Annotated in this window: 19 protein-coding genes and 1 pseudogene; 13 read left to right on the forward strand and 7 right to left on the reverse strand. The window is 44.2% G+C overall.

The features are described from left to right. Nucleotides 1–87 precede the first annotated feature (87 nt). The 5 genes and pseudogenes from ACAN55_RS06410 to ACAN55_RS06430 all read left to right on the forward strand — a co-directional run bounded on the left by ACAN55_RS06410 (nt 88) and on the right by ACAN55_RS06430 (nt 4,091). Nucleotides 88–1,119, forward strand: coding sequence for a zinc-binding alcohol dehydrogenase family protein (locus ACAN55_RS06410; RefSeq protein ID WP_379129690.1), 1,032 nt, complete (start codon nt 88–90; stop codon nt 1,117–1,119). A 30-nt stretch (nt 1,120–1,149) separates the two neighbouring features. Beyond that, nucleotides 1,150–2,094: pseudogene (locus ACAN55_RS06415) on the forward strand (dihydrolipoyl dehydrogenase family protein); the annotation flags it as partial. Nucleotides 2,095–2,127: 33 nt separating this feature from the next. Then, the gene (locus ACAN55_RS06420; RefSeq protein WP_379129848.1) at nt 2,128–2,523 is read left to right on the forward strand and encodes a hypothetical protein; all 396 of its coding nucleotides are present in this window, start codon (nt 2,128–2,130) and stop codon (nt 2,521–2,523) included. Nucleotides 2,524–2,682: 159 nt separating this feature from the next. Then, nucleotides 2,683–3,102: an RrF2 family transcriptional regulator gene (locus ACAN55_RS06425; protein ID WP_379129693.1), complete on the forward strand. Its 420-nt coding sequence runs from the start codon at nt 2,683–2,685 to the stop codon at nt 3,100–3,102. A gap of 119 nt (nt 3,103–3,221) precedes the next feature. Beyond that, nucleotides 3,222–4,091 carry an aldo/keto reductase gene (locus tag ACAN55_RS06430; RefSeq protein WP_379129695.1) on the forward strand — a complete coding sequence of 290 codons (870 nt, stop codon included), beginning with the start codon at nt 3,222–3,224 and terminating at the stop codon, nt 4,089–4,091. A 10-nt stretch (nt 4,092–4,101) separates the two neighbouring features. Here the strand turns inward: ACAN55_RS06430 and ACAN55_RS06435 are convergent, their stop codons facing one another. Continuing rightward, complete coding sequence (locus ACAN55_RS06435; RefSeq protein ID WP_379129699.1) at nt 4,102–4,677, reverse strand: TetR/AcrR family transcriptional regulator; 576 nt, start codon at nt 4,675–4,677, stop codon at nt 4,102–4,104. A gap of 177 nt (nt 4,678–4,854) precedes the next feature. On the opposite strand from ACAN55_RS06435, the gene ACAN55_RS06440 reads away from it, so the two are divergent. Both ACAN55_RS06440 and ACAN55_RS06445 read left to right on the forward strand, forming a co-directional pair. Then, complete coding sequence (locus tag ACAN55_RS06440) at nt 4,855–5,808, forward strand: ketopantoate reductase family protein (protein ID WP_379129701.1); 954 nt, start codon at nt 4,855–4,857, stop codon at nt 5,806–5,808. A gap of 102 nt (nt 5,809–5,910) precedes the next feature. After that, nucleotides 5,911–6,156 (forward strand): hypothetical protein, encoded by a 246-nt coding sequence (locus tag ACAN55_RS06445; protein WP_379129704.1) that lies wholly within the window; start codon nt 5,911–5,913, stop codon nt 6,154–6,156. 112 nt (nt 6,157–6,268) lie between these two features. Here ACAN55_RS06445 and ACAN55_RS06450 read toward each other — a convergent pair whose 3' ends face one another. Together ACAN55_RS06450 and ACAN55_RS06455 are read right to left on the reverse strand one after the other, a co-directional pair. Continuing rightward, nucleotides 6,269–8,134 carry an LTA synthase family protein gene (locus ACAN55_RS06450; protein ID WP_379129706.1) on the reverse strand — a complete coding sequence of 622 codons (1,866 nt, stop codon included), beginning with the start codon at nt 8,132–8,134 and terminating at the stop codon, nt 6,269–6,271. A gap of 146 nt (nt 8,135–8,280) precedes the next feature. Beyond that, nucleotides 8,281–8,604 (reverse strand): hypothetical protein, encoded by a 324-nt coding sequence (locus tag ACAN55_RS06455; protein WP_379129709.1) that lies wholly within the window; start codon nt 8,602–8,604, stop codon nt 8,281–8,283. A 215-nt stretch (nt 8,605–8,819) separates the two neighbouring features. Here ACAN55_RS06455 and ACAN55_RS06460 point away from each other — a divergent pair, with 215 nt between their 5' ends. Further along, the gene (locus ACAN55_RS06460) at nt 8,820–9,374 is read left to right on the forward strand and encodes a GNAT family N-acetyltransferase (protein WP_379129711.1); all 555 of its coding nucleotides are present in this window, start codon (nt 8,820–8,822) and stop codon (nt 9,372–9,374) included. 17 nt (nt 9,375–9,391) lie between these two features. Here ACAN55_RS06460 and ACAN55_RS06465 read toward each other — a convergent pair whose 3' ends face one another. Further along, nucleotides 9,392–10,417 carry an NAD(P)-dependent alcohol dehydrogenase gene (locus ACAN55_RS06465; RefSeq protein WP_379129714.1) on the reverse strand — a complete coding sequence of 342 codons (1,026 nt, stop codon included), beginning with the start codon at nt 10,415–10,417 and terminating at the stop codon, nt 9,392–9,394. A 321-nt stretch (nt 10,418–10,738) separates the two neighbouring features. On the opposite strand from ACAN55_RS06465, the gene ACAN55_RS06470 reads away from it, so the two are divergent. Then, entirely contained in the window at nt 10,739–11,143 is a 405-nt protein-coding gene (locus ACAN55_RS06470) for a GNAT family N-acetyltransferase (RefSeq protein ID WP_379129716.1), read from the forward strand. A gap of 343 nt (nt 11,144–11,486) precedes the next feature. Here ACAN55_RS06470 and ACAN55_RS06475 read toward each other — a convergent pair whose 3' ends face one another. Continuing rightward, nucleotides 11,487–12,704 carry a hypothetical protein gene (locus ACAN55_RS06475; protein ID WP_379129719.1) on the reverse strand — a complete coding sequence of 406 codons (1,218 nt, stop codon included), beginning with the start codon at nt 12,702–12,704 and terminating at the stop codon, nt 11,487–11,489. Between the two features lie 259 nt (nt 12,705–12,963). Here ACAN55_RS06475 and ACAN55_RS06480 point away from each other — a divergent pair, with 259 nt between their 5' ends. The 3 genes from ACAN55_RS06480 (at nt 12,964) to ACAN55_RS06490 (ending at nt 15,487) form a co-directional block, all read left to right on the forward strand. After that, on the forward strand, nt 12,964–13,515 hold the full coding sequence (locus ACAN55_RS06480) for a hypothetical protein (protein WP_379129722.1): 552 nt from the start codon (nt 12,964–12,966) through the stop codon (nt 13,513–13,515). A gap of 197 nt (nt 13,516–13,712) precedes the next feature. Further along, entirely contained in the window at nt 13,713–14,153 is a 441-nt protein-coding gene (locus tag ACAN55_RS06485) for a hypothetical protein (protein ID WP_379129725.1), read from the forward strand. A gap of 212 nt (nt 14,154–14,365) precedes the next feature. Beyond that, on the forward strand, nt 14,366–15,487 hold the full coding sequence (locus ACAN55_RS06490; RefSeq protein WP_379129728.1) for a PTS transporter subunit EIIC: 1,122 nt from the start codon (nt 14,366–14,368) through the stop codon (nt 15,485–15,487). Between the two features lie 12 nt (nt 15,488–15,499). On the opposite strand, the gene ACAN55_RS06495 is transcribed toward ACAN55_RS06490, so the two are convergent. Then, nucleotides 15,500–16,063 carry a CPBP family glutamic-type intramembrane protease gene (locus ACAN55_RS06495; RefSeq protein WP_379129731.1) on the reverse strand — a complete coding sequence of 188 codons (564 nt, stop codon included), beginning with the start codon at nt 16,061–16,063 and terminating at the stop codon, nt 15,500–15,502. Between the two features lie 468 nt (nt 16,064–16,531). Between ACAN55_RS06495 and ACAN55_RS06500 the strand changes: the two genes are divergently transcribed. Beyond that, nucleotides 16,532–17,335 (forward strand): hypothetical protein, encoded by an 804-nt coding sequence (locus ACAN55_RS06500; protein ID WP_379129734.1) that lies wholly within the window; start codon nt 16,532–16,534, stop codon nt 17,333–17,335. Between the two features lie 327 nt (nt 17,336–17,662). On the opposite strand, the gene ACAN55_RS06505 is transcribed toward ACAN55_RS06500, so the two are convergent. Continuing rightward, nucleotides 17,663–18,025, reverse strand: a complete 363-nt coding sequence (locus ACAN55_RS06505; protein ID WP_379129737.1) for a VOC family protein — start codon at nt 18,023–18,025, stop codon at nt 17,663–17,665. Between the last annotated feature and the right edge of the window lie 170 nt (nt 18,026–18,195).

The raw sequence follows: 18,195 nt of genomic DNA on the forward strand, positions 1-18,195 counted from the left end.
AGTAATATATAATCTATACTTACTATATACATTCATTCAATTGAATGGATGATCCATCGAAATTATTCTAGTAGGAGGAGTAAATACATGACAAAAGAAACAATGAAAGCTGTAGGCCTGACCAAGTACTTACCGATTGATGATCCGGAGAGCCTGACTGATGTGGAGCTGGAGAAGCCGGTGCCTGCAGGCAGAGATATCCTTGTAAAGGTGAACGCCATTTCCGTAAATCCCGTAGATGTTAAAGTGCGCTCACCGAAGAGTCGGACCGAAAACGCTCCAAGAGTACTGGGATGGGACGTTGCGGGTATAGTGGAGGAGGTCGGCCCGGATTGCACAATATTCAGTCCCGGGGATGAGGTCTATTATGCCGGCAGTATCTCCCGTCCCGGAGGGAACAGCGAATACCACCTCGTCGATGAACGAATCGTTGGTTTGAAGCCGACTTCTCTGGATTTCGCGCAAGCTGCTGCACTTCCACTTACCACGATTACGGCATGGGAAGGATTGTTTGACCGGTTAGGCGTCTCAGCGAGCAAAGAGAATAACGCAGGCAAGTCAATCCTGATCATTGGTGCAGCTGGCGGGGTAGGTTCGATAGCCATTCAACTTGCTAAATATGCCGGACTGACCGTAATCGGAACAGCTTCCCGGCCGCAATCTGCGGAATGGGCGAAGGAACTTGGGGCGGACCATATCATTAATCATTTCGAGGCATTTCTCCCTCAGTTAACGGCCATTGGTTTCAATCAGGTAGATTACATATTCTGTCTCAACACTACTGAAAAGCACTGGAAGAACATGGCCGAAGTCATTGCCCCGCAGGGCAAGATATGTTCGATTGTCGAGACCAATGAACTCCTTGATCTAACCCTGCTCAAGAATAAAAGTGTAACGTTCGTGTGGGAGCTGATGTTCACCCGCGCGATGTATCAGACGGCGGATATGATCGAGCAGCATAAGCTGCTGAATGAAGTGGCCCGGCTTGTGGATCAGGGAATTATCCGGACAACTACGACCGATATACTGACACCGATCAATGCTGCGAACCTGCGCAAGGCGCATGCGATTCTGGAATCAGGCCGAACGGTCGGTAAAGTGGTGCTTGAACGCTTTTAATTGAGACTGAATTTGAAAGAAGGGGTCGCGATGCAGAGGGAAAAAGTAGATGCACTGATTATCGGATTCGGCAAGGGAGGGAAGACGCTGGCGCCTTTTTTAGCCAAACAAGGGCTTAACGTTGCGGTGGTGGAGCAATCCCCTCTAATGTACGGAGGAACTTGTATCAATATTGGATGCATTCCAACCAAAGCTCTGGCCCATCAGTCCCAGCTGTTCTCACAGCTAAATATCAAAGATCCTGCTATTCAAGACGAGAACTATATTCGGGCGAAACAAGAGAAGGATGATCTGGTCTCCCTGCTGCGCGCCAAAAATTTCGAGAATGTGAACAATCAACAGGGTGCTGTGGTCATCACAGGAAGGGCTTCATTTCTGTCCTCCCATGAGGTTTAGGTCGTAACGGAGTCCGGTACTGTCATCCTGGAAGCAGAGAAGATCTTTGTGAACACGGGGGCCAAACCGTTTATACCTGATATTCCGGGAATCCGCAGCGATAAGGTATTTACAAGTACTGAAATGCTTGAGCTGCCGAAGCTCCCGCGCCGGTTATCCATTCTTGGCGGCGGTTATATCGGTCTGGAGTTCGCATCCATCTACGCCGGTTTTGGTTCTGAAGTAGACATCATCGAAAACGGAGAAAGGTTCCTGCCAAGAGAAGACCGGGAGATCGCTCTGGAGGTTCAGAAGGTGATGGAGAAAAGAGGAATCAATATTCGGCTGCAGACAAAAGTTGAACGGATTGACGATGAGGGAGAAACGGCCAAGCTGCTTCTTACGTCTCCGGACGGCCCTGTGGAACTGACTGCAGATGCTATCCTGGTTGCGACCGGCAGACAGGCGAACACAGATGGGCTGAATCTGGCGGCAGCCGGAATCGAAACGACAGAACGCGGCTTTATTAAGGCGGATGAAACGCTGCAGACAAGCGTACCTCACATTTGGGCGCTTGGTGATGTGAACGGCGGGCCGCAATTCACGTATATTTCACTGGATGATTTCCGGATTGTGAAGGATCAGCTGTATGGTCATAAGCAGCGTTCGACAAAGGACCGCCAGCGGATTCCGTATTCGGTCTTTATAGATCCGACCTTGTCGCATGTTGGACTTACAGAAGCAGAAGCCGTTAAACAAGGCTACAACGTAAAAATCGCGAAATGGCCCGCGATGGCAATCCCTAGGGCACGGATTCTGAAGAACACGGACGGACTGCTCAAGGCGGTTATTGATGCGGATACGGATCAACTGCTAGGGTTCACCATGTTCGCTATGGAGTCAAGCGAGGTAATCAATATCGTGTCCCTCTTTATGAATTCAGGCCAGCCTTACACCGTACTAAGAGACACCATCTTCACACATCCGACAATGGCGGAATCGCTGAACGATATCTTATCCCAAGTTTAATAAAGCTGCCCGCACTACCCTGAAGCTTGATAAACAGAGCATGCCCCTTGTTGGCGTGTTCTGTTTTTTATTGCAGGCAGCTCACCATTTATCGCTTGTTAACTAAATCTAAAAGATATATAGTATATTTAGAAAATATAAGGTTAGGGTGAATAGCAAATGGCTTACTCCACGGCTTTATCTCAAGGGATATCAATCCTGCTCTATATACACGGGATCACAGAGGAAGGATGCAGCAGCTTTTTATCCACCAAAGTGATTTCTGAGCAATTAAATATCCCTGCTCCGACTACAGTTAAGGTCATCCGTAACCTGAATAATGCGAAGCTGACGATTGCTAAAGAAGGAGCCAAGGGAGGCATTCTGCTGGCAAAGCCCTTGTCGGAAATCACAATGCTTGATGTATTTCTGGCCGTTGAGCCCGGGAAGGCATTGTTCAAGATGCATACCGATGTGTCGTTACAAAGAAGTGGAGTGGAAGTAGTGAAACAAAGAATTTCCGATCACTTGCAAGCAGCAGAAACGGTGATGGAGAATTATTTGAAGAAGGTTCGGTTAACCGAATTATTGAACGAATAAGAGCAGTCTGAGTTTGATAAAAACGGTTAACCTGCTCTTTTTTTTGATTAAACTATATATAATTTATATTTAGTTTATTTAGATATAACACATAAACCAGACAAGGAGTGGCGTGACAAATGAAGATTGCTAATCAGACGGTTGAAGCCATGAATGGAGTGAAGATCCCTCAACTGGGATTTGGTGTCTACAAAATAACGAAGCAGCAAGAGTTCGAAACGGCGATCAACGAGGCGATACGAACAGGTTACCGGCATTTTGATACGGCGAAGATTTATGGGAATGAGGAGGCGCTGGGAAGGGAGATTCGGAGAAGCGGGATTCCCCGCGAGGAATTTTTCATCACATCGAAAGTCTGGAATACAGATCATGGCTATAAGGCAACGAAGAAGGCTTTTGAGCAATCGATACGCAAGCTGGGTGTAGATTACCTGGATATGTACCTGATTCATTTCGCCTCACCGGATTACGTGGGAACGTGGCGGGCCATGGAAGAACTGTATAAGGCCGGGAAGATCAAAGTGATCGGTGTAGCCAATTTTGAAGTACAGCATCTTGAAGAGTTATTGAGACACGCCGTAATCCCGCCGATGATTAATCAGATCGAGACCCATCCGGAGTTTCCGCAAAATGAACTGCATGCGTATCTGGGCAAGCACCGTATTCTGCATCAGGCCTGGGCTCCGCTCGGACAAGGAAATCCAGCGCTACTCAAGCATCCGGAATTACAAATCATCGCCGATGCGCACCAGAAGACGGTAGCTCAAGTCATTTTGCGCTGGCATTTGGAACGGGGCATCATCATTATTCCCAAGTCATCGAACCCCAAGAGAATCAAGGAGAACAGCGAGATCTTTGATTTTGCACTGACGGGTGAGGAAATGACGAAGATCAATCGTCTTAACACTAGTAAAAGGTATGCGATCAATCCAACGGGGTATATTGTAAACCCAATCTATAACAGGTTGATGAAGTTATTTATAAAATGAGGTTACGTGACTAACCAATTAATCCATAAAGTATCAGGTGATAGAGTTCTTGTCCCTTCTCCTTAAAATTGCTTGTCGGCTCCCAGGACAGCTGCATTTCTGCTATGGCATTAATAAATTCCATAATGGTCTGTGTAGATATGGATGAACCAATTGCACCTTCGGCTTTGCCAAGTTCAATAAATTCCATCAGCATGTTCATTCGAATCTGATTTACTTTCTCACTATACAAGTTCACGAGCACCTTATCATTTAAGGCCTCCGGGGAGAAATCTTCACCTAGAAACTGTTGGTGCGCATCCGTACACATGGATACAATCTTCTGCAGCTTTTCTTTAAAATCAATTTTTTCCTGCAGCAGATTCCTTGCCAGTTGTATGCTATCCTTCATCAAAATATTGGCACACTCAGCAACTAGTCCCTCTTTATTCTGAAAATAGTTATAGATAGAAACACTCGAAATACCCGAGAAAGATGCAATTTCATTAATGCTAACATTGGTATACCCTTTTTCTTTGAACAGGGACAATGCGGCGTGGATGATGGCATCTTTCTTTTGTTGAGTTCGGATTTCGTATTTATTCATAGAGGTCACCTCGGTTGGCTGTTAGTAATTACGCAACATGATCATTATAACACTGAAAGCAATGTTTTTAAACATAGGACATTATATTTAAAAACTTATTGACGCAGGGATTTCTCCGGGATACAATGTTTTTAAATATTGATGTATTAATTTAAAAACTTTCAGGAGGAATCATTGATGAAAATATTAATATTTGGCCGCGGTGTCATTGCAACGCAATACGCTTGGGCACTAGAGAAAGCAGGGAATACGGTAGAGTTCTATGTCAGACCGGGAAGAGTGGCGCAGTATGGACCACTTGTCAACCTGGAGATTATAGATGCAAGAAAGAAACGTACCCTAGTCAAGGAACCATGGCCGATTACTATGAGGGAAGAACTGGATGTCAACCATGATTATGATTTGATCATCGTTAGTGTCAATCATGACCAGTTGGATGGCGTGATGAACTTTCTAGCCCCGCGGGTGAGCACAGCAACGGTCCTGATGTTTAATAATGTTTGGGTCGAGCCTTCTGATGCGGTGGCACAGTTGCCAAATGAGCAGGTAGTGTGGGGATTTCCTGGTGCCGGCGGTATATACTCGACTGCTAATACGCTAAATGGCGGTTTTATGAAAAGTATATTTATGGGGTTCGTGGGGGATACCTCAGTAACGAAGCGTTATCAGAATGTCCGGGAGTTATTTATAAATGCTGGGTTCACCATCTCTGAGAAAAAAGATATGCGCAGCTGGTTATGGGTTCATTTCGCGCTTAATGTCGGTCTCGCAACTCAAGCACTGCAAGCCGGTGGATTTGACCGTGTGTTTGACTCAAAAGCGCACCTTAAGCATATGATGCTGCTCTTACGTGAAACCTTACCCTTGATTAGGGCGAAAGGCGGCAAGGTAGGCTTCGCTGCCACCCTAGCACTGCATCTGCCAGCAGGATTGTTGGGTTGGGTGATGCAGAAGGTTATGGCAAAAGGCAATTTGGCAAGAGATATTATGGCTGAGGCAGGTACCAGTGAGAATCTGAATCGTGCTGCAACCAGTATTTTTCCAAAAGATGCACTTGCGGATGCAAGAAGACTGGGTGTTCCGCTTCCGCGTCTTACGGGTATGGAATCCGAATATTTGAATTTCACTTGAACAAGCGACCGGCTGCGGCATACGTAATAGAGTTTTCCAGGAATCAGCTCATTGCGTTATAATAAAGATAAGAAAATGGTATAGCCGCAGGAGGAACTATAGATGTCAAAGGAATATTCACGTTTGTATATTGAAAGTGTCAAGCTTGAGTTGTTAAACAGGCTCGGATTGAAGCAGGTATATTATAAAGGTCAAGCCGGTGATGATTTACTATATGAGGCGTCGGGCTTCGACAGAGGAACGGAGCATAAATTCTGTGTCAGAACGAAGACAGGAACGATCGATGAAATGGTTGCAGGTAAGTGGATGAAAGTCCGTAGTTTTATAATTAAAAGTAAAGAGCTTTAGATGGGCCTGTTGACCATGACACCAAGCCTCTAACCACAAAACAGCCACCCCCTCTTCATTGTGAAGTGGAGGTGGCTGATCTTATTTTGCCGGAAAAATGACGGTATCTACTTTATTCTTTGACTTCTCTATCCGGCAATTGTGTCACATAACTATCGGACAGTTGGAGGAGTTTCAATGCACGGTTGAATTCATCTTCAGTGGATTGAAGCGGTTTGTCACCGCCGCCGGACAACGTGTAATGCTGGCCGTCCTCGAACCCGCTGCCGGATAAGAACAGCTCTTCATTGTTTACGAAGGATCCCGTCGGTAGATAGTAACGCTGCGGTAGCAAATTGTAGGTGGTCTGATTCAATAAATCCTGCCCGAAATGGATATGATTATCTAGGGGAACCCCTAATAAATTCGATACCGTCGGCAGAATATCAACTTGTCCGCCTAATTGATTCTCTACACTTGGAGAAGCAACACCCCCGGAGGCAATGATTAGAGGAATGTTGATCAGGTCGCGTTCTGTATACTCATGACCCAATATTTTCTCCATCAACGCCTTATCTTCATCCTTCATTGAGAAGATAGGCAGTCCGCGATGATCACCGTACAAGACGACCAAGCTGTCATCCCATACACCGTTCTCCTTAAGCTCTGCAATAAACTGTCCAAGTGCGTAATCCGCGTAATTCTGGGCCCTGATATAATCACCAATAAAAGTTCCTTCGAATCGTTCCGGTAATTTCATCTGATATTTGTTCTCCGGAATCGAGAATGGATTATGAGAGGACATTGAGATGACCTGCGAGTAGAAAGGAGTAGTGCTCTCATTCATCCGGGCTAGCTCAGCCGATGTCTTGGAATATAGAACTTCATCGGACGCTCCATAAAATACGGTGTCCTCTTCACCGAAGAAGGCTTTGTCATAATAACGGTTGAATCCAAGTGCTTTATACAACTCACCACGGTTCCAGAAGTCAACTGCATTGGTATGGAATGTGGCTGTATCGTACCCTTGGCCCTGCAGCAATTTAGGCAAGCTAGGCAGCTCTTTGGGTGCGTAGATCTCCGTAGCCGGACCATCCGGCGGAACATAAAAGGAAGTGTTCACAATAAATTCGGCATCGGAGGTGTTGCCTTGTCCAACCTGCTGAAAGAATCTTGGGAAATACATACTGCTGTCCGCAAGTTTATTCATATTCGGTGTAATTTCCTGTCCATCAATCGTCAAATGGATCAGGAAGTTCTGGAAAGACTCCATTTGAAGGATGATCAGATTCTTTCCCTTAGCTGCTCCAAATAGGGCCGGGTTGTACTGGGGTTGAATGCCTTTGGTCTGATCAATGACGGATTGTGAGATTTCGGACAGCTCAATTTGCTCTTCGTCTTCATCCGCAAGCAGGGCGTATGCTTCATAATTCAGAATGCCCATTTGCTCCGCTTGGACGTTCTCATTCATACTGGCCTGATTCGGGAAGATATTCATCATACAGATGGCCAGGGAGATGCAGAACAGAGCAGCGACTACTCTCCGGTTGCTGGGACGTGCCATGGATTTTTTCCAGGCCAGCGCTTTCTTCCGGCTGAGCATCACCAGGCTGATGATAATGATATCCACAAAAATAAGCATATATTGAGGGCGGATAACCGCGAAAATACTCTTTTTGACGGCTCCCACTTGCTTGGCTTGTCCGATCACCTGAGAAGTAGCAATAATTCCAAAGTGGTTATGATAGACGATCAGGGAGAAGAATAATATCGTGATTGCCAGATTGACAAGCATGTAGATCGCAATCTTACGTTTCGTGGCGAACCATTCAATCAGGCAGAAGATGATGAGTACAAAAGGAATTTCTTTGAACCATGTACTCCAGGTCGGCCCGTCTTCGAACAAGAAGTACCAGGCGAAATAACTTTTGATAAGCATAATCAATGAGAAGAACAGTATGGATCTCTTACTGAGTGTACGTGGTTCGGTAAACCGCATTTCTGATGCGCATCCTTTTCTTTTGAAATAGATGATTCTATTATAATTAGTCCATTCTATTACATAGAAGGTTTCAGAATCAACTATAAAAGATTACTATAAATTTCTGCAAAATGTATATGGGATGACTATCATCATTTGATGCGTTAAGAATTCACAGTTAAAGCTTTACGCGCCTGACTAAGGTGTAATTTTTTCATTGCAAATCTTGCTATAGGCTGGGCTATCAGTATTTCAATCCAAAAGGCTACACCAAAGTTTCTAGGCCAAATATGAAAGAAGTGTTCAAAGGATAACCAAAGAGATAACACGGTTACATTTAATAAGGTATTCAATAATACTCTGGCATTAAATCCGTCTGTTGGACCCGCGAATTTTGGAGTCAGCTTCCTTACAATCGGTCCCGCGATTAATCTTATGGATAACATTACGATGATCCACATAAACGGAATAATTTTTAAAGTATTCAAATAAACCTCCTTACTGAAACCAAGTTCCAAACCCGTTATCGTAGGTGCAATAGTGTTTACTGATATAATTGAAATAATCAAGAAAAATAGCGACATTAAAAACCCCCACATAAGTGAACTTTCTGTGAACGTCACTTTTCCTTTTCATTATATTATTAAGTTCAGCTTATGTAGTTTTCGTAGTTCATTAAATTTTGTATAGAGGTGTATCAGACATGACTAATACATATCATTTGACCATAAGCCAGCTCACTCAGGCCGATATGCATTCGGTAAACCGGCTCTTTGAAGCTTCTATTACAGACGCTTTCGTACAAGAAGGGTTGGGTCATCTTCAAGAGGATATTCAACAGGAAATTGAAAGTAAAAAGCGGATGGTTGAGGAATCACTGGACCCGACGATTACAGATACCTGGTTCCTGCTTGCTAAAGTAAAAGAGGTTGTTGTCGGAACCATTTCCGTTGCACCATGTGGTGAAGTGATTCGGTCATGCACAGAACATCGACTTGATGATGTGAGTGAACTGGGAAGTTTATATGTGCTGCCAAGCTATCAAAGCCAAGGGATCGGGTCAACCTTAATTCAGGCGATGGTCTCATTTCTCGATAAAAAGGGCACGGATCGGTTTTGCCTGGACAGTGGCTACAAGCGTGCTCAGGCAAGATGGCTGCGAAAATTCGGCATGCCTTATCTCACAGTTCCGGACTATTGGGGACCTGGTTCAGATCATATGATCTGGCTCTGTAAGGTCAAAGATTATCTAGAATGAAATAATAACAGGGAACACTAACTTTTCATGCTCACTACGAGTTTCCCTTTCGCACGGCCTTCTCCAAGATCACGAAGCGCCTGGGCCGCGTTGTTTAGCGGATACTGCCGATCAATAACAGGCACAATGTAGCCTGCTTCAGTCAGTGTCTTCAATACCATTTGATCCTCGTGGTTCGGCTTATGGACAAGCAGCGCAATTTTCTTTTTATTAAGCCAAGCAGACAGTGGGGCTGCCATCAGAGAAAGAAGGATATGAAGCGGTGAGCCGCCGACGATGACATACGTACCGCCTGACGTTAGTGCGCGCTTTACTGCAAGAACCGAGTGGTTTCCCACGACATCGAGAATCAGGTCGTATTGAAGTCCGCTTGCAGTGAAGTCTTCTTTCGTATAATCAATTACATAATCCGCCCCTATAGCACGCAGCATTTCCAGCTTCCCGGTACTGTCAACGCCGGTCACTTCTGCACCGAGCCATTTGGCATATTGAACCGCAAACGTACCCACGCCACCACCACACCCATTGATTAGAACCCGCTGTCCCTTTCGCAGCATACCTCTATCCCGTATTCCCTGTAAGGCTAGAACGGCTGCTTGAGGAATGGCCGCTGACTGTTCGAAGCTCAACCCGGCAGGCTTTGGGGTTAGGGCTTTCTCGCTGGCACATACATACTCTGCAAATCCGCCCCAGCCACAACCTGAAAGATCCCCGAACACCTCTTCCCCCGGTTGGTACCGTTTGGCGGCTGCACCCACAGCGATTACCCGGCCCGCGACGTCCGCGCCAAGAATCCGGTAACGGGGCTTACGAAGCCCGCCAAGGCGCGTGATGTATGGTTTCCCGCGGAGCAGGTCCCAATCCCAGGAATTAACTGAAGCCGCATAGACTTCGATTAATACTTCATGCTCCAAAGGAACGGGGATGTCCACTTGTTCTATCCGGAGCACTTCTGGCGATCCGTAGGTATCATAGACCATCGCTGTCATCGTACGTACTCCATGTTCGTTGGGTAAGCCGGTATCCTTTAGTGCTTCTCTCATAGTCATTCTCCATTCGATAGGCTGATATGTGTCCCGGTTCTTAGCAGATATGCTTTGAGAATACAATCTGGTCTGTCGATGCTGTGATTCCAAGTTACTGGTTATGGTAACACACTCGGTGTTGGAGTGCTTGAACTAATTCCCGTTCCAGGGTGATGAGCTACCAGCCTCATGGATAGAAGAATCTTTTTAAAGTTTCCGGAAGTGAAATAAACACAAATTACTCTTCAGTCAATCCATTTTCCATTCCAATTTTTAACGATATATTGAGATTTAACAGATGTTGAGTAGTGATTAGGGATATGAGAGGAAGGTAGAGGAATGAGTATTTATTATGCTTCGAACAAAGAAGAGATTACTGCCGAACTTCTCCAGAAGTTATTTCTTTCCGTAGAATGGGAATCTGGCAATTACCCAAACGAGCTTTTCCAGGCCATTCGGGGATCCCACTCCATAGTTACTGCATGGGAAGACGGAATGCTGATCGGCTTGGTTAATGCTTTGTCAGACGGTGCTTTAACGGTATATTTTCATTATTTGCTTGTTCACCCGAGTTATCAGGGCAAAGGAATAGGGAAGGAATTAATGAATATCATGCTCGATAGATACCATGAATACAAAACAAAAGTATTAATCTCTTATCCTCATGCCGTAGATTTCTATAACAGGATCGGATTTCATCCAGAGGACGGCTCTACACCTATGTTTATTTCAGAGCTAGTGTGATCGGTTTGCGATGACTTGAAAAACTATCTATAGGCGTACCCGACGCCAAGCTGTTTAAGAATCTCGATCCGATGAAACGGAAATCACAGGATGAGGTCCGAGCTTACCTGCTGGAGAACTTCTATTCGACGTATTCAAGCTGACCTTCCGCATGTCGGTGAAGAGTCTCAAGCCGCACATCAAACATATGAAGGACGCCTATGTAACTGTTAAACTAACGTATGATGTCAAGAACAGCCTATACACAGTTATTGCTAAAGGAAAATAGTATACAATCTGTTCTATGAGAAACGACATTTGTAGTTGAAAAGACGGTCAACTTAATCACAGCTGACCGTCTTAACTAGAATATATCCAGCTTCGGTACTACTCCAATATATACGGGTAAACTCAAACCTACTTGGCCTTTCGGAGCCTCCCTGGGAATGATTGAGATGTAAAGATTTGAATTGCCAAGGCTGTTTCCCGTAAATGTAAGCAGGAATGAATAGTGAGGAAGAGAGAACTTCTTTATCCACTTATCGACGATGCCCAACTGGGCGGCCGTCTCAGGGTATAAAATCTGCATATACCCTTTTGGAAACGCGACTTCTGGAAATTCATATTTGTATCCTTTGACCTGAATTCGTTTATCTGTTCCCGCCTGTTCCATTTCGAAATCAGACGGTTGTAAGTCGCATGTCCATTCCTCGCGCGTATTAAAATCGTTTGATACACGGTTAACCATACCCAATCCCATTTCTATCAATTGCTCCTCTAGTGCCGGACCCCATAACAACACGTCTAGTCCCGTGAAGGCTTGGCCTTGATTGGTCAGTCCAAAATGAAGCGTGGAGGGCATACCGACATTCCCTCCTGCATAGTAGTGCCAGCTTGTGAAAGCCATCTTTGGTGCTTCGTTCTGCACGAAGTAATCGGAAAAACGGATTTTGCTGCGAAAATGAAGAACTTTCACCAGATCGTCCTTCAATGAATTTTTACTTAACGTAGGTTCAAACTCATAACCCCTCAACGCCGCTTCAGCTGGAATAGCCAGCAAGTCCGCTGCTAGCATCAACGCGTCTTCCGCGAAGACCATCTCTTGCTCCCATATAGCTTTCAATTGGGAAGGGTTTACGCCAGGCGCACAAACCTCCAGCCATTTCGAAGGTTGTCCATTCCGTTTCCGTGGACGTCTTCCCTCGGATAACTCGTTAAATATATCCAAGTTGCTAATCATCGTATCGGCATTCCTGCCATTCCTATATAGGCGCATCAACAGTAAATCGCTATCATGTACGACAGACCCAACGGCAGGGACACCAACACGAGCAGAGATGAATGCACCAAGTGCATCCATTTCGTCTATATCCTGAACGTCAAGCCTTTGGTCGTAGATAGATATCCACCGTTCGGAGGAAACTTGTAGAATCAGAGACCGGTCGGCTAATTCTGCATCTTCCGTTTCTTCGTATTCTATCCCGGAAATGCTATCTCTTACGGCAAGCACTAGCTCCTCCAGCAACATCGCGCTATCCTTCAATCCGGTAAAAACCTGGATATTCGAAAGAAACGAACCCAATATCTGCACCCCTTATTTCATTGAATTAGTCTTTTCATTTTATATGTGCGCTAGAAGTAGAATCAATCGTTATGTACATATAAAGGACTTTACTTTTCATTACCGAATATTAATGAGTGGCAATATTCCCCAATAATATACTTTTTAGTGACACAGTACATAAGCGGCAGGAATTGGCAGCCTAGTGAATAATTCACCAATTCTATTGAATAGTTATAGATAGCATATTTCAGCAATATAACTGAAAGGAAAGAATTTAATGGGGGCATACTTAAAGATAGAAAGAAAGTCGGGCTATGGCGGCTGGCGGGTTAGGCGTGTAGTTTCAATAATGATCCTTATCGCCATCCTAAGGACAGTGTCAGTTTCTGCTACATATCAAGTACACGCAGCTGCATCAAGCGCGAATGTGGTCAGCGGGAGTATCATTCAGCATCCGTACTTAACCATCCAAATCCTTAAGGAGAACAAGCCGGTATACATCCGGCCAGGCATGACCAAACAGCAGGTAGATCATTTGCTGGGGAAGCCGACAGAAATCGGATACCCGGGCTTCAGAGGCTACGCCTACGGTAACAGCATCACAACGGGACATGTCACTGTTGGTTATCTTAACGGTTTAGCCGCTTCTATTAGTACTACTGGGTACGAAACATCTTTAAATGGCCAATTCAAGTTTGGAACCCCTTGGAAGAAAGTCCTAATGAAGCTCGGGCAACCTTCCCGGACGGAAGACTCTAGAAGGGAATATGTTTTTCAACTGACAAAGGGTAACTCAAACAGATTTATGGTTCAGCTACTCAAGAAATAAAGGGTAAAACGGACATATACACGTTAAGATTTGACGTCAGCAGTTCAGGTAATATCCGAGATATATCCGTCGAACAGGCAGCCTTTACTCAATCCATAGAAGATCTATATACGAAACCTGATCCATCAAGACCAACGTTCACTGAGGAAGAAATCATTGGCATTCGCAATGGAAAAGATAAGCCGATTTCACTAGGTATGCATCGTGAAACAGTAGAAGCTACGAACGGCAAGCCGGATAGTCAGCTTTCCTATTCCATGGTTGTCATGGATACATACGGGAAAGTATCTGTATATTATCGCGGAAATATCGTAGCTGCAATTCTCGTTGATCCTTCACCTGAAGTGCAGACTAACAAAGGCCTTCGGATGCCCGCAAGCCGAAAAGAAGTAATTCGTATTTATGGAGAACCTGCATTCAACGACCAAGACGGCTTAACTTATAACTTTGAAGCGGTAGGGGATCGGTTACAGGCGATGAGTCTGTTCAAACAACTGGATAACAAGTATTTTAATAATATAAAATTCCAATTAACCTTCATTACAAACGATACCAACCCTGATCAAATGGAAAGCTATATTCTCAGTGATCTTGATTTTATTTATGAAGAGTACTTTGGACCAAAGCCTTTAAGCTGAACTTCTCCAAGGGATTCTATCCGCGATGGCACTAACTCAAGTTAGTGTCTTTTTGCGTTTGAATATCTTCAGTTTTTGGTGAAGAGGCTATGACTCATCATTGCACTAATTTTAGGGGTGCCTGTACTTATATTATCTATGTTATAGTAGTCTTTGTTTGGTCGAGGCGGACGCCTTGACTGGCGAATTCGTTGTGAATGTAGGAGGTACATATGGAGGTTGAAAATCTAGTTGTTTCTGCTAAGCAGCCCCGGAAGAGTATAGTTAATATCATTATCGATGGGATTTCCGGTATCTTTCTTCCCTTAGTGAATATTTTGAGCGCGGCGGGAATTATGAAAGGTTTGCTGGCTGGCGCTGTGGCATTAGATCTGCTTAACAAGACGGAAGGTACCTATCAGGTGCTGAATGCAATGGCTGACAGCCTGTTTTATTATCTTCCCGTTCTTCTGGCATTTACATCGGCAAAAAAATTCGGGGCCAACCCATTTTGCGCCGTAGTCATTGCCGGAGTGCTGCTGCATCCGAGTCTTAGTACTCTTTTTGGAGACGATCAAACCATTAGTTTTTTTGGCCTGAGCATTACGCCTGTTAATTATCCGGCCAGCGCAATTCCCATTATTCTGGCGACAGGGTTGTTGCTATACATCGAAAGATTCTGTTATAAAGTGTTACCCGAAGTCATCCGAGGCTTCTTCACACCTTTATTTTCTATCATTATCGTCTCTGCCGTTACGCTGTTGGTCTTTGGTCCAATGGGCATGATTGTAGGGGATGCGCTCGCTAAAGGATATGGGTTTGTGTACAATCTCAGTCCAGTCGGGGCGGGAATGGCTCTGGGCGGAGCTATCCAGGTGATGGTCATATTCGGACTGCACTGGAGTTTGGTGCCTCTTGCCATAAATAATATTACACTTAACGGTTCGGATACGATTCTGGCCTTGATGGGTCCGGCAGCTTTCGCCCAGGCAGGAGCGGCGCTTGCGGTTTTCTTCAAAGCCAAGGATAAAAAGTTTAAAACACTCTCATTATCCGCAGCGATTTCAGCATTATTCGGTGTCACCGAACCCGCGATGTTTGGTGTGAATCTTCCCCTGCGCAAGCCGATGGTTGTTGTGTGCTGTGCAGGAGCCATTGGTGGTGGGCTCGCCGGGATATTCCACTCGGCTGCGATTTCTTTCGCTTTTCCCGGATTGGCAACCTTGCCGGCTTACTTGGGAGATGGATTCAGCGGCTTCCTGATCGCCTGCGCGACGGGTTTGGTCCTATCTTTTGTTGCAACGCTGTCATTAAAGCTGGCATTGGCTCCAACCGAACAGTCGGTGAACGAGTAGAAGAAATAGGCTTCAACCCAACATTATATTTAGTGTAAGTAGAAATGCCAATATACATCCGTTAATCAACCCATGTGAAGTATACACAGCCCAAAAACTTCTGGTTTTAATAAATATAATGCCCAAGAATATTCCCATTACACTGACCACTAAAATGTGAAGTGGAACCAAATAAGTTATTTCGAATGGATATAAGATGAACCCGATATGTCGCATAGCAAATATTAAAGTAGAGGCGGCAACAACTGCAATCTGAAGATGCAAAGGTTTGGTGAAGAGACGGCTCCATAATTTAAGAAGAATCAAGATAACCAAATATCGGAAGAAGATCTCTTCTAAATTGGAAATGAGTAATTGAAATACAAACCATTGCATTATGTTGAGGTTAGTTAGAGGAAATGGAAATGAATAATCAAACAAGTGTTGTTTTGCAGCAAGAGTACCGAATAAAACATAAATACTCATGAAAATTGTTACAAAGATCAGGATCGTTTTAAAGTGATGTCTAAAATGCTTAAAACGGAAGTCGATTTCATTAGATTGACGTTTAAGACCTTGACCTCTTGACCAGATCATTAGGAGTATACAGGCGAATACTGCATTCAATATCCCATTGAAAAAATAGGAAGTTATGTACGGATTTATTGATGTGTTTGGTATTATATACGGCAACACGAGGTAAGTATTAATCAAATCATTGCTTTCATAGCTAAGTAGAAAGAGTAAAATAATATGCAACGGAATCAGCGCGAAACAGGATATTTTTCTCAAGAGGCACCTCCTGGATATATAAGTTAATTATCAAATGATTTCTGCCGATAAATCAAGCGGAATTCATGCGTATAACTCAAAATTTAGAGGATTAGGATTGTCTGAAATTACTTAAAGAAGCTTCTGCTCTTAATTTGGCAGGAGTTTTTTTGATAGAAAGTAACCCGAATTCCATGTCTGAATGTTTCAGCGTTGTACACTTGTTGTACACAGCTAAGTTATATACTCGGAATATAAATTAATTTGGAGGAATCAATAATGACAAACACTAGCATGAAAAAAGCCGCAATTATTCTGAGTTTCTCAATTCTTATAACTGCATTTTCCGGTCAAGCATGGGCGGAGCAAGGTACAAAACCTGCAGCACCTGCTTACGCAACGAGTTCAGATAGCAACAATCCTTACGAGGTTGCCGGCATAGACGATCAAGCAGAATTTACGGCGTATTTTGCTAAATTACAGAAAGCGGTTAAGGATAACAAACCGGCAGAAGTGGCAGAGCTGATCTCCTTTCCAATGAATTTGAACAAAGACAACAAAACGTATGTGATTTATACCAAGGATGAGTTTATCAAGAAATACGATCGTATCTTCACTTCCCTTGTTCGTGACAAGCTGCTGGCCCAACAAGTTGATAAACTATTTGTGAACTACCAAGGAGTTATGGTTGGAGATGGAGAGGTGTGGATCGGTGAACGAAACAATAAACTTGGAGTTATTGCGGTAAATATCATTAACAATCCTTATGAAGTCGCGGGCATCAACAATCCAATCGTGTTTGAGCATAACTTCAGTTTGCTCCAGAAATACGTTAAAGAAGGCAAAAAATCCGAAGTCGCCAATCTGATGGTGTACCCACTGAAAGTGAATAATAAGGGGAAGACCATGGAAATCAAAACGAAGAAAGATCTTATTACAAAATACGATCAAATCATGACTGCAAAAGTGAAGAAGGCGTTATTAGCGCAAAAAGTCGATAAAGTAGTTGTTAGTTGGAAAGGGGTTATGATCGGTAACGGAGCGCTGTGGATGGGACAGTCTGGAGAGCAAGTGGGTGTGTTCGCTATTAACCAGTAATTCTACTTCAGAATCGAAACGGGTACTGTATCGCTGATACAGTACCTTTTTTGAATATTCTTATTCATTTGCTTACGTTTTTAGCGAGGAGCAGCAAGCTGCGGCATCTACTCGGATGATTACGTTGAGTTTTCGGGAAGATAGTCCGAGATATTAATTAGGTGTATAAAGGGAGAGTGACATTGGAGTATAACAGGATTTATTATTTCACCTATTACCATATGGGAAGCCTATCACTTTAGGAACACGGTCTTAATGCTGTAATAATCACTAGGCTCTCTGTGGCAGAGAAGTTATCACTATCATTAAGTTGGATACATTTGCGAATTAAGCTCTACTGTGAAGGGTAACTAGGTACCCGTCTGGGTCGGCGAATGTAAAGGTTCGCCCGAATGGTCCATCTATTGGTGCAGATGTAATCTTGACACCTGCTGCAACAAGCTTGTCGTGGATTTCTTCCGGCGCATGAAGCCACAGAGCGACACCAAGCCCAGGCTGAGTACCTGAACCGAGTTCGATTCCTGGCATTAGGTCACGAAGAGCAAATGTAATAGGCTTTGTTTCAAAGACCACAGCATGAGGTGGTCCCGCCTGTGAGCGTACCAGTCCAAGATAGTTTTGATAGAATTCCGCAGAGCCTTCGAGATTACTCACTTGAAGTGAAATGAAGTCGGGTCCAATTGCTGACATAATGTAATGTCCTCCTTAGTATATGGGGTTGTTTATGATGTTTGTCTTGATTATACAAGCCCCCTACTGCAACAGTATGTCAGTAGCGGTTTCCATTGTTTTGAGTTCTTCACGGTGCTTTCTGAACTAATATGTGCGCTGACCCGTGCCTCTACGAGTATCCTTCAGTC

The sequence above is a fragment of the Paenibacillus oryziterrae genome (assembly GCF_042610485.1).
Lineage (GTDB): Bacteria > Bacillota > Bacilli > Paenibacillales > Paenibacillaceae > Paenibacillus_AQ.

Excerpts from the sequence above, each read along its gene's own strand:
- ACAN55_RS06410 (WP_379129690.1), top strand. The coding sequence starts at position 88 with ATGACAAAAGAAACAATGAAAGCTGTAGGCCTGACCAAGTACTTACCG.
- ACAN55_RS06425 (WP_379129693.1), top strand. The coding sequence starts at position 2,683 with ATGGCTTACTCCACGGCTTTATCTCAAGGGATATCAATCCTGCTCTAT.
- ACAN55_RS06430 (WP_379129695.1), top strand. The coding sequence starts at position 3,222 with ATGAAGATTGCTAATCAGACGGTTGAAGCCATGAATGGAGTGAAGATC.
- ACAN55_RS06435 (WP_379129699.1), bottom strand. The coding sequence starts at position 4,677 with ATGAATAAATACGAAATCCGAACTCAACAAAAGAAAGATGCCATCATC.
- ACAN55_RS06440 (WP_379129701.1), top strand. The coding sequence starts at position 4,855 with ATGAAAATATTAATATTTGGCCGCGGTGTCATTGCAACGCAATACGCT.
- ACAN55_RS06445 (WP_379129704.1), top strand. The coding sequence starts at position 5,911 with ATGTCAAAGGAATATTCACGTTTGTATATTGAAAGTGTCAAGCTTGAG.
- ACAN55_RS06450 (WP_379129706.1), bottom strand. The coding sequence starts at position 8,134 with ATGCGGTTTACCGAACCACGTACACTCAGTAAGAGATCCATACTGTTC.
- ACAN55_RS06460 (WP_379129711.1), top strand. The coding sequence starts at position 8,820 with ATGACTAATACATATCATTTGACCATAAGCCAGCTCACTCAGGCCGAT.
- ACAN55_RS06465 (WP_379129714.1), bottom strand. The coding sequence starts at position 10,417 with ATGAGAGAAGCACTAAAGGATACCGGCTTACCCAACGAACATGGAGTA.
- ACAN55_RS06470 (WP_379129716.1), top strand. The coding sequence starts at position 10,739 with ATGAGTATTTATTATGCTTCGAACAAAGAAGAGATTACTGCCGAACTT.
- ACAN55_RS06480 (WP_379129722.1), top strand. The coding sequence starts at position 12,964 with ATGGGGGCATACTTAAAGATAGAAAGAAAGTCGGGCTATGGCGGCTGG.
- ACAN55_RS06485 (WP_379129725.1), top strand. The coding sequence starts at position 13,713 with ATGCATCGTGAAACAGTAGAAGCTACGAACGGCAAGCCGGATAGTCAG.
- ACAN55_RS06490 (WP_379129728.1), top strand. The coding sequence starts at position 14,366 with ATGGAGGTTGAAAATCTAGTTGTTTCTGCTAAGCAGCCCCGGAAGAGT.
- ACAN55_RS06495 (WP_379129731.1), bottom strand. The coding sequence starts at position 16,063 with ATGATCTGGTCAAGAGGTCAAGGTCTTAAACGTCAATCTAATGAAATC.
- ACAN55_RS06500 (WP_379129734.1), top strand. The coding sequence starts at position 16,532 with ATGAAAAAAGCCGCAATTATTCTGAGTTTCTCAATTCTTATAACTGCA.
- ACAN55_RS06505 (WP_379129737.1), bottom strand. The coding sequence starts at position 18,025 with ATGTCAGCAATTGGACCCGACTTCATTTCACTTCAAGTGAGTAATCTC.